General features: G+C 54.8%; 8 protein-coding genes. 2 read left to right on the top strand and 6 right to left on the bottom strand.

Annotation, left to right across the window (positions count from 1 at the left end):
• Positions 1-775, top strand: a 775-nt coding sequence (locus WBC85_RS11775) for an ABC transporter substrate-binding protein (RefSeq protein ID WP_424437167.1), incomplete at its 5' end; no start/stop codon positions are given.
• Positions 776-884: 109 nt separating this feature from the next.
• Here WBC85_RS11775 and yihA read toward each other — a convergent pair.
• The 4 genes from yihA to WBC85_RS11755 all read right to left on the bottom strand — a co-directional run bounded on the left by yihA (position 885) and on the right by WBC85_RS11755 (position 5,750).
• A complete protein-coding gene (yihA, locus tag WBC85_RS11770) occupies positions 885-1,538 on the bottom strand; it encodes a ribosome biogenesis GTP-binding protein YihA/YsxC (protein WP_424437164.1) in 654 nt (217 codons plus the stop codon).
• On the bottom strand, positions 1,535-2,284 hold the full coding sequence (locus WBC85_RS11765) for an MOSC domain-containing protein (RefSeq protein ID WP_424437161.1): 750 nt from the start codon (positions 2,282-2,284) through the stop codon (positions 1,535-1,537). Before WBC85_RS11765 ends, yihA begins: the two co-directional genes overlap by 4 nt.
• Positions 2,281-4,083, bottom strand: a complete 1,803-nt coding sequence (gene yidC / locus WBC85_RS11760) for a membrane protein insertase YidC (RefSeq protein WP_424437158.1) — start codon at positions 4,081-4,083, stop codon at positions 2,281-2,283. The genes WBC85_RS11765 and yidC overlap by 4 nt, the downstream gene beginning before the upstream one ends.
• A 122-nt stretch (positions 4,084-4,205) precedes the next feature.
• Entirely contained in the window at positions 4,206-5,750 is a 1,545-nt protein-coding gene (locus tag WBC85_RS11755; protein ID WP_424437155.1) for an EAL domain-containing protein, read from the bottom strand.
• Between the two features lie 222 nt (positions 5,751-5,972).
• Here WBC85_RS11755 and WBC85_RS11750 point away from each other — a divergent pair, with 222 nt between their 5' ends.
• Complete coding sequence (locus WBC85_RS11750; protein ID WP_424437152.1) at positions 5,973-7,343, top strand: glutamate--cysteine ligase; 1,371 nt, start codon at positions 5,973-5,975, stop codon at positions 7,341-7,343.
• Positions 7,344-7,364: 21 nt separating this feature from the next.
• On the opposite strand, the gene WBC85_RS11745 is transcribed toward WBC85_RS11750, so the two are convergent.
• Complete coding sequence (locus WBC85_RS11745) at positions 7,365-7,730, bottom strand: hypothetical protein (RefSeq protein ID WP_424437149.1); 366 nt, start codon at positions 7,728-7,730, stop codon at positions 7,365-7,367.
• A 21-nt stretch (positions 7,731-7,751) separates the two neighbouring features.
• Positions 7,752-8,216: a hypothetical protein gene (locus tag WBC85_RS11740; RefSeq protein ID WP_424437146.1), complete on the bottom strand. Its 465-nt coding sequence runs from the start codon at positions 8,214-8,216 to the stop codon at positions 7,752-7,754.
• Positions 8,217-8,368 lie beyond the last annotated feature (152 nt).

Here is an 8,368-nt window from a genome sequence, read left to right as displayed (position 1 = left end):
CGCTGGTGGCGGCGCAGATGTAACCGTTGAGTGGATGCCAGCGGCACTGGCGGCGCGCGAAAAAGGCCTTCCGATGGTTAACATCGCGCAGCCGTTCAAATCTTCGGGCATGATGCTGACCTGCCGCAAGGACGCGGGCATCACAGGCACAGATGATTTCGCGGGTAAAACGCTGGGCGTTTGGTTCTTCGGAAACGAATTCCCGTTCCTCAGCTGGATGAGCAAACTTGGCCTCGCGACAGATGGTTCGGATGGCGGCGTGACGGTTCTCAAGCAAGGCTTCAACGTTGACCCGTTGTTGCAAAAACAGGCGGCTTGCGTGTCTACGATGACCTATAATGAGTACTGGCAGGTCATTGACGCAGGGCTGACGCCTGACGATCTGATGGTGTTCAAATATGAGGATCAGGGCGTCGCGACGCTGGAAGACGGTCTTTATGTGCTGGAAGATGCGCTGGCTGATCCTGCGATGGAGGACAAGCTGGTCCGCTTCGTGCGTGCGTCGATGAAGGGTTGGAAATACGCTGAAGCGAACCCTGACGAGGCCGCAGATATCGTGCTTGAGAACGACGCAAGCGGCGCGCAAACAGAAATGCACCAGCAACGCATGATGCGCGAAATTGCTAAACTGACATCGGGCTCTAATGGTGCGCTCGACGTTGCAGACTACGAGCGCACAGTTCAATCGCTGCTGTCTGGCGGATCTGATCCAGTGATTACCATGGAGCCAAAAGGCGCATGGACACATGCAATTACGGACAAAGCGCTGAACTAAAGTCTTTCGTTTGAAAAAAAGAGAAGGCCGCCCAACCGAGGCGGCCTTTTTTTGTGGCAAATATTTCTTTGAAAGAAAAAGCTAAAACCTTTTCAAAAAGATTTGGCCCTTAGATCAAGGTCGCAATAATTGCCCTAAGGGTCGGTATCCCGTCGCCCTTTTCCGAAGATGTAACGATCATCTCTGGAAACGCTGCCGGGTGTTTGGCCAATTCGCCGCGTACTTGGTCCAGTACTTTGTCACGCTCAGCTGCTTTCACTTTGTCCGCTTTGGTCAACACACATTGGAACGTAACGGCGCTGCTATCGAGTAGGCTCATGATCTCGTGATCGACCTTTTTCACACCGTGGCGAGCATCGATCAGGACAAAAGCACGGCGCAAGGTTTGACGGCCTGAAAGGTACTGCTTCAGCAAGCGCTGCCATTTCTCGACCACGGGCAGCGGCGCGTTGGCGTAGCCGTAGCCGGGAAGATCGACAAGGTAGTGTTCTTCGCCAGCAGTGAAAAAGTTAATCTCTTGCGTGCGGCCCGGCGTGTTGGACGCGCGCGCAAGGGCCTTGTGACCCGTTAGCGCGTTTATCAGGCTGGATTTACCGACGTTGGAGCGGCCCGCAAAGCATACTTCCATGCGGTCCGCATCCGGCAGTCCAGACATGGCAACAACGCCCTTAACGAATACGGTTTCGCCCGCAAAAAGCAGCCGCCCTTTTTCCAGGGAAAACTCATCGGGCTCTTCAGCGATAGGGAAGGGAAGTTGGCTCATATCAGTTCCGCCTTGCTACCGATTTCGATGTTACCGCCATTAATCACTTCCGCGCGTACAGAAAAGTCGCGGTGGCCAAAGCGATCCAGAACGGACAGCGTATCGGCGTCGCGAAGTCCGGTTTCGGGGTTTGTCGTGGTTGCAGCGCAGCGATCGGTACGTTCGCGCGGGCGAAGGATGGCGTCGCCAATTCGGATATTCCGGTCCATCCAGTCGAATTCATCCCAAGGCAAAAGATCATCACCGTCCAGCCAGATATTCCCGCGCCAACGGTGAATCGACATTTCAAACCCGATCGTTTGCTCAACAGCCCTGTGTGAGGCCATGTTGCAAATGGTCACGGACGGAAAATCGCTGTCGGTCATTCCACGGTTGGGCACTTTTATCAAACGCGCTGATTGCGCGCGATCCGCGGGCATGATCGGGCGAACCCAGTCCAGAAAACCAGATGCATCCCCGTCGGGGTCGAACGTGAAATCACCCAGCTTGGGGTGGGTAAGTGTCACCATGCCCGCTGGCTCATCCAGCGCCGCAGTCATCGCCATTAGCTCTGGCGCTTTGCTCACGCGGCTGAAATTACCGCAGCTGACCCATTCAGCGCCGTCGGCTTTTGACGTTTCATGTGCGACTGCCCAAACACGATCGCCAGGCATGGTGTGCCCGGCGATAAGTGTTGTAGATGTGACAGCTTCGCGCCCATGCGATTTGATCGGATGGCGCCAAAGCGAGGTGACGTTACCCATCACTCCGCCTTTGGTTTTTTCTTGAAGCTACTTTTGATGTTGCCAAACACGTCCGGTTTCACCCCTTGGCTGCGCATTATCAAATACTGCTGCGTAAAGGTGATGGTGTTGTTGGCGATCCAGTAGACAACAAGGCCGCTTGCGAAAGAGCCGAGCATGAACATGAAGACCCATGGCATCCACGCAAAGATCATCGCTTGCGTCGGATCGGTGGGTGCCGGGTTCAGTTTCTGCTGCATCCACATGGAAATACCGAGGATGATAGGCAGAATACCAAGCGAGAAGATCGCGAAGATAGAACCAGCTTCGGGCGGTGCAAAGCTAAGCAGGCCGAAAAGGTTCAAAATGGACGATGGATCAGGTGCGGACAGATCTTTGATCCAGCCGATCCAAGGGGCGTGACGCAATTCCAGCGTGACAAAGATAACCTTGTAGAGCGAGAAGAAGATCGGAATTTGTACAAGGATCGGCAGGCACCCAGACGCTGGGTTAACCTTTTCCTTCTTGTACATCGCCATCATCTCTTGCTGGAGCTTTTGTTTGTCGTCGCCTGCGTTCTTCTTGATCTTTTCCATCTCGGGCTGAAGCGCTTTCATCTTCGCCATGGACACGTTGGATTTGTAGGCCAGCGGGAAAAGCAGGAGTTTGATTAGGAACGTCAGACCGATAATTGCCCAGCCCATGTTGCCGATAAAGGCGTTGAGATAGTGCAGAACTGCGAAAATCGGCTTGGTGAAGAAAAAGAACCAACCCCAATCGATTGAGTCGATAAAGCGGTCAACGCCGCCCTTTTGATACTCACGAATGGTTTCCCATTCCTTTGCACCCGCAAAAAGCTGGCTGGTTACAGTCGCGGTTGCACCGGGGGCAAGCTTTTGCGTCGGAAGAACGGCTTCGGTTTGGTAGATGTCGCGGCGATCGTCGTATTTAGCTGTGGACTTGAACGGCCCTTTTGCTGGAATCAGGGTGGTCATCCAGAAATGATCCGTAAAGCCGATCCAGCCTTGCTCGGCGACTTGCGTGACCTCTGCGCGCGCGCCTTCATTCGGGTTAACGTCGAAATCAGGCATGTCGGAATAGTCTGTCTCGGTCAATTCGCCATCGGCCATTGCGACGACACCTTCATGAAGAATGAAGAAGTTCTTCAGTCCCTGTGGCTCGCCATGACGCGCAAGAATACCATATGGCGCGAGGCTGACAGTGCCCGCTGCCGTGTTCTGGACGCTTTGCGTGACAGTAAACATGAAGTCTTCGTCAACTGCGATATCGCGCTTGAAAAGCAAACCTGCACCGTTGTCCCATGTCATCGAGATCGGCGAGCCAACCGAAAGCTTAGCGCCTTCGGTTGCAGTCCAAATCGTATTCGGGCCAGGGACCTGTTCAAATGCGAGGCCCGCGCCGGGTGCCCAACCGTATAGCGCGTAATAAGGGTTCGCGCTGCCGGTCGGTGCCAGCAGGTCCACAATCGGTGAACCATCATCAAGGGTTTCGCGGTAGTCTTTCAGCGCAAGCTCATCAATGCGGCCACCAAGCAGAGAAATGGAGCCTTTCAAACGTTCCGTTTCAATCGTGATGCGCGGCGCGTCCTTTGCAGGATCGGCGACGGCTTGCGTAGCTTCAGCGGTGGAGGCGGCTGCTTGTGTGTTCGATACCGTTGGCAGGTTGCCTTGGGTTTCGGCGCTGACGACAGCGTTCGGATCGGCTGGCACCTGCTCGGGCGGTGGGAACAGAACGAACCACACTAGAATAACAATGAAGCTCAGAGCCGTTGCGAGGATGAGGTTTTTGTTTTGATCGTCCATGAAACAGGGCCACCTGTGTTAACCGCGTTAGGGCTGCGTTCAACGATGTGTGTCGCAAAAGGTCAAGGGGATTCGCCCTATTACCGCCCTGTTGCGGCGTTCCGCAGCGACTTCTGGTCTGCTTAGCCAGATTTCCGCCCGATCACTGGCGTCGTTCCAAGGCGAAGTTGGTATTCCTTGATCCAATCAATCGTGTCTTCAAATGGCATGGGTTTGGCAATTCCATAGCCTTGAACATAGCGGCAACCAAGTTGTGCCAGGATTGTGTGCTCGCCCAATGTTTCGACGCCTTCTGCTAGACAGCTTAGTCCTAAACGATCTGCCATCATCAGAATCGTGGCGGCCATTTTCTGCTGCTCCGCGTCCAAATCTGCTTTGGCGACGAAAGAACGGTCAATCTTCAGGCGACGAACAGGCAATCGGCGCAACGTCGAAATGGACGCATGCCCCGTTCCAAAGTCATCCAGATCAATCTGACAGCCCAAGTCGGCCAGTCGGGTGACATTGCGGACAACAATATCATCCGCTTCCCCCGCGATAACGCTTTCCAATATCTCGATGCAGAGCCGGTGTGGCGCAACGCTAAAGCGGTCCAGATCCCATGCGATCATGTCGTAAAGCTTGGGATTGGCGAGGTCGGTTTCAGAAAAATTCACCCCAACCGTGTCAATGTGCAGGCCTTCGGCATCCCAAGCAGAAAGCGCGGCGAGGCTTTTCATTAGCATCAATTCGGTCAAGCGCCCCATTTGCCCGGCTTGTTCCAGCACGGGCAAGAACGCAGCGGGCGCAATCATATGCCCATCGTTCGCACGCCAGCGTGCCAAGGCCTCAAATCCGCAGATCTGGCCTGTGTCAGTCGATATTTGAGGCTGGAACCACGCGCTCAGACTTGTTTCGATGTCGCCATTGAGGTCGCTTAACAGACTAGGATGCATCGGGGCCGTCTGCCGCGCTGTACTTGCGGAATAGGCGCGGATTGCATCCGGCCCATTTTGTAGCGCTTCGGCCAGGGCAGCCTGCGCTTGCTCCAACAGCGTTGCGCTATTGGAGCAGGGCATCTTTGCTAACGTAAAGCCAATGCAACTGCTTAGATAAATTCGATCTTCACCAATGAAGAACGGTTCTTCCAGAAGGCCCTGCAACCGGCTGGCCTGCTGAATCGCGGCTTCCAGATCAAGGTTTGTCCCCGGGGCGATTGCAAAAAGCCATGTTAAAGGGCCGTTGCGGAGGGTAATGTCGTTTGCGCGCAGGGCTTCTGTGTAGCGCACTTCAAGCCTGTCTTGAATGAACGCGAGATCCTGCCCTGACAGTTGCTTTGCGAGGTCTGCTTCGTTTTCGATGGAAAGGCATGCGAGCATTCCCTTCTCATTGGCTTTAGCTTTTGCAAACAGCGCGTCGATATCAGCGCCAGTTGGTGCGGCCGCTGGGGTATCAAGTGCATCCGGGGGCTTTGCCGCGTCAAATCCGCCAAAGATAGCCCAGATAACAGGCAAGCCTAGCGCGCATGCAATTAGCCCGCCTTCGCCAACGATCCAATATGCGCCTAAACTTAGCGCTGGCAGAAAGGCCAGCAGTTGCGGGCCCCAGAAAAGCCCGTGCAGCCGCGCGGCAAGTGGCGGTTTCTTATGGGTCGCAGGCATGAATTTACCCCGGCAAAGCTGTTGCATGTCTCGGGCCTTGTCATGGCAAGCGCAGGATCAGATTCCGTTAACAAGGCAGCAGATTGCCGTTCGACTTTTCCGAAGTTTTTAGCGATTTGACAGAAAGCTGTGCACGCAAAGGGGATGTGTTGACAGTTTTGTGCAAATTTGCAGGGTTCCCTTGCATTGACACCCTCTTAAAATCCTACCAAGGCTTGAACCCTGAAACTCAACGCGGAGGCGCGCCACATGTCTATTCCTCAGTCCGGCGGCGGGCCAATCGAGCGGCACGAACAGCTTGCAGAATACCTTGCAGAAGGGTGCCGTCCGAAAAGCGAATGGCGCATCGGCACCGAACACGAAAAGTTCGGTTATCTGACAGATACCCACGCTCCGCTGCCTTTTGAGGGTGAGCGCTCGATTGTGACGGTCCTTGAGGGGCTGCGTGATCGCCATGGCTGGGCGGAAGTGCGCGAAGGCGGTTTTTTGATCGGGCTTGAAAAAGACGGAGCGAATGTTTCGCTGGAACCTGGCGGCGCGCTGGAACTATCGGGCGCGCCTTTGGAAACGATCCATGAAACATGTGACGAGGTGAACCAACACCTGCGCGAGGTCCGCGAGATTTCTGACGAAATCGGTGTCGGATTTATCGGGCTGGGCGCAGCGCCAGAATGGAGCCATGAGGAAATGCCGCTCATGCCCAAAGGGCGCTACAAGTTGATGAACAACTACATGGAAAAGGTTGGTACAATGGGCACGGCGATGATGCGCCGTACCTGTACCGTTCAGGTGAACCTTGATTTCGGTTCTGAGGCCGACATGGTCAAGAAGATGCGCGTGGCGCTGGCGTTGCAGCCCGTCGCGAATGCACTTTTCGCCAATTCGCCGTTCTTTGACGGCAAAATCAACAACCACAAAAGCTGGCGCGGTAAAATTTGGCGGCATCTGGACGACGCACGCACAGGCATGTTGCCGTTTGTCTTCGAGGACGGCTTTGGCTTTGAGGCTTGGACACAATATGTGCTCGATGTGCCGATGTACTTTGTCTATCGTGATGGTAAATATATCAATGCGTTGGGCATGTCTTTCCGCGACTTCCTGAAGGGTGAATTGCCAGCGATGCCCGGCGAAAAACCGACGCTAAGCGATTGGGCAGATCACCTGACTACGGTCTTCCCAGAAGCCCGCCTGAAGAAATTCATCGAAATGCGCGGCGCTGATGGTGGGCCTTGGCGCCGCTTATGTGCATTGCCAGCCTTCTGGGTCGGTTTGATGTATGAGCAAAACGCGCTGGATGCCGCATGGGATCTGGTCAAGGACTGGGATGCAGAAACCCGCGATGAATTGCGTGTCGCGGCGTCGATAGATGGATTGCAAGCGCAGGTTGGCAACATCAACATGCACGAACTTGCGCGCGAAGTTGTAGCGATCTCACACTCTGGTCTCAAAGCACGTGCGCGCCCGGGTGCGGGCGGTTTGGTGCCTGACGAGACTCATTTCCTGAATGCTTTGCACGAAAGCATCGAAAGCGGGCAGGTGCCAGCGGATGAACTTTTGGCGAAGTATAATGGCGAATGGGGCGGTGATCTAAGCCGCATCTATGACGCTTACAGCTACTAATCCCGCGCCCCATTCTTTGATTTAGACTGCTAATTCTGGACCTGCTGCCTTGTTTGCGCGTGCGTCGGCGATGCCGTCAGTCACCGCGCGCAGAGTTGCGACCGCTTGGGTGAAGCCAAGGCCAAGGCACAGCGCGGCAAGTCCGAGCGCGATGATGAACCCCGCGATTGGCGCATTTGGTACAATCACGATGAGCGATCCGATCAGAACAGTGCCGCCGACGCCAATCGCGGCAAAGCCGGTCGCGACAGAGGTCGCGCTCACGCGGAAGGCCGGGCCATTGTCGGGGCAATCGCCCATCATCGCGCCGATACGCAAAATGATGTGACAAAGAAGGGCGACCCCTGCGAGGGACAGCACGGTATAGGCGATTAGAAGAGAGATCATCAGATTATCCTTTCGATCAAGTTACGCGTTAAAAACTTTGTAGGTTGCGCTTTCCAAGCTCACGTAGAGCATCGCAAAAGCGGTGCCCCAGATCGGGGCCATAATGCTGCCAAGTCCGCCGTAGAGCACAAGGAAGTCCTGCAAGTCGAATGAACTGCTTAGCAAGCCGACAAGGCCGATGAGCGCAGTCGCAAAAAGGTTTACCACGAAGGCCAGACCAGCGATTTCAAGCGCTCTTGGTTTGCGGCGCGGGAGCAGGATCAAGAGGGCAGGCGTGCCCAGTAACAGGTAAAGCGGCCCGCCAAAGATCAAAGCGCCGACAGGGACAAGGAAAGCCCAGAACCCCAACACAGCTACAAGAAGCGGCGCACCGACAAGAGCACCTGCAAAAGCGATCGGATCAATGAGGTAAGGTTTGTCGCGTTGGGACGGGATCGGGTTGGGCAGGCGCATTGGAAAAATCGCAAAGGTGTTCAAGTGTGTCATTGCGTTACTCCGTTCTTTTATGTTTGGCATTTCTGTAATAACGGAAATTATAAGGTAAATTTTTTAGCTGGACGGTTTCGATTTAGGTAGAAAACGGGCGATGCCATTGCCAAGCTTTAGAAGCGTGAGTTGAACGCCGCGCGGTAGTTTTG

Origin of the sequence: Planktotalea sp. (assembly GCF_049680325.1) — a bacterium.
In the GTDB taxonomy this organism is placed as follows: domain Bacteria; phylum Pseudomonadota; class Alphaproteobacteria; order Rhodobacterales; family Rhodobacteraceae; genus Planktotalea.
This window is presented reverse-complemented; position numbering and strand designations above follow the sequence as displayed.

Excerpts from the sequence above, each read along its gene's own strand:
- yihA (WP_424437164.1), bottom strand. The coding sequence starts at position 1,538 with ATGAGCCAACTTCCCTTCCCTATCGCTGAAGAGCCCGATGAGTTTTCC.
- yidC (WP_424437158.1), bottom strand. The coding sequence starts at position 4,083 with ATGGACGATCAAAACAAAAACCTCATCCTCGCAACGGCTCTGAGCTTC.
- WBC85_RS11755 (WP_424437155.1), bottom strand. The coding sequence starts at position 5,750 with ATGCAACAGCTTTGCCGGGGTAAATTCATGCCTGCGACCCATAAGAAA.
- WBC85_RS11750 (WP_424437152.1), top strand. The coding sequence starts at position 5,973 with ATGTCTATTCCTCAGTCCGGCGGCGGGCCAATCGAGCGGCACGAACAG.
- WBC85_RS11745 (WP_424437149.1), bottom strand. The coding sequence starts at position 7,730 with ATGATCTCTCTTCTAATCGCCTATACCGTGCTGTCCCTCGCAGGGGTC.
- WBC85_RS11740 (WP_424437146.1), bottom strand. The coding sequence starts at position 8,216 with ATGACACACTTGAACACCTTTGCGATTTTTCCAATGCGCCTGCCCAAC.